Genomic DNA, 1393 nt, shown 5'->3' with positions numbered 1-1393 from the left:
TCGGGCGACACGTCGGCCGGCGTGACGGCGGCGGCCCCTTGTTGCGTGAGCCAGTAGCCGATCATCGCGAGCGGCACGCCGAGCGTCGCGGCCGCGAGCGCGGCGAATGCGACGGTGACGGGGCCGCGCCACCGGCCGAGCGGATAACGCATCGCGACGCGGCGTGCGGCGCGGTGCGTATGACCGTAGCGCGCGTGGCCGCGAGCGCGCGCCTCGATCGCGAGGCACAGCAGGCACAGCGCGATCAGCACGCAGCCGAGCAGCGATGCGCCGCCGCCGTCGAACGCGGTGCGGTACTCGGCATAGATCTCGGTCGTGAACGTGCGAAAGCGCAGCAGCTGGAACGCGCCGAATTCGGACAGCACGCCGAGCGCGACGAGCAGCATCCCGCCGCACAGCGCGGGGCGCAATTGCGGCAGCACGACGCGAAAGAACGTCTGCCACGGCGGGCAGCCGAGCGTGCGCGCGCTTTCTTCGAGCGCGGGGTCGAGCTCGCGCAGCGCGGCGGCCACCGGCAGGTAGACGAGCGGGAAGTACGCGGACGTCAGCACGATCAGCGCGCCGGCGAAGTCCTGCAGGTCGGGGCTCAGCGACACCCACGCGTAGCTCGTGATGAACGGCGGCACCGCGAGCGGGGCCGCGGCGAGCGCGGTCCACAGCGGCCGCGCGGGCAGGTCGGTGCGCTCGATGAACCACGCGGCCGCGGTGCCGAGCAGCGCGCATGCGAGCGTCGCGGCGCATGCGATCGACAGCGTGTTGACGAGCAGTTCGCCGACGAGCGGGCGCCACAGCAGCGCGATCGCATCGTCGACGCCGAAGGTGGCCGCGCGGTACAGCGTGAAGGCGAGCGGCAGCAGGATCGCGAGCGGCCCGCACGCGGCCGCGGCGACGAGCGCGCGCGACGGGCGCCGCCGCGTCGCGGGGCGCGCTGCGTCGCGCGCGATGCGCGCCGTGCGGGACACGGCGTCGCTCACGGTCAGAGCAGGCCGGCCTGGCGCAGCAGCTTGCCGGCCTGGCTGTCGTCGCCGAGCTGTTCGAACGTCAGTGCCGGCGGGCTCAGTTCGTTGAACGGCTTCAGGATCGGATCGGGGGCGACGCCCGGATGCAGCGGATACTCGAAGCTGATGTGGCCGTTCGCCATCAGTTTCTGCGCGCGCTCGCCGACAAGATACGCGACGAACTTCTGCGCATCGGCCTGGTGCTTCGATGCCTTCATCACGGCGGCGCCCGACACGTTCACGGCTGCGCCGACGTCATGGTTGCCGAAGTGGTGGATCGCACTTTTCGTCGACTTGTCGCCGAGCTCCGCGTGCAGGCGGTCCCAGTAGTAGTTGTTGATGATGCCGGTTTGCACGCCGCCGCGGTTGACGGCCGCCGTCACGCCTTCGTCGTC

At 71.7% G+C, this 1393-nt stretch carries 2 protein-coding genes; both read right to left on the bottom strand.

What is annotated here, in order from left to right; genetic code table 11:
• On the bottom strand, nucleotides 1–974 hold a 974-nt coding region (locus AC0KUR_RS37885), incomplete at its 3' end, for an ABC transporter permease (RefSeq protein WP_473377388.1).
• Nucleotides 975–976: 2 nt separating this feature from the next.
• Nucleotides 977–1393, bottom strand: a 417-nt coding sequence (locus tag AC0KUR_RS37880) for an extracellular solute-binding protein (RefSeq protein WP_473377387.1), incomplete at its 5' end; no start/stop codon positions are given.

The sequence above is a fragment of the Burkholderia sp. YHN3-13 genome, assembly GCF_055810675.1.
The sequence above is the reverse complement of the archived record's forward strand: the minus strand, read 5'-3'. Positions and strand labels throughout refer to the sequence as shown.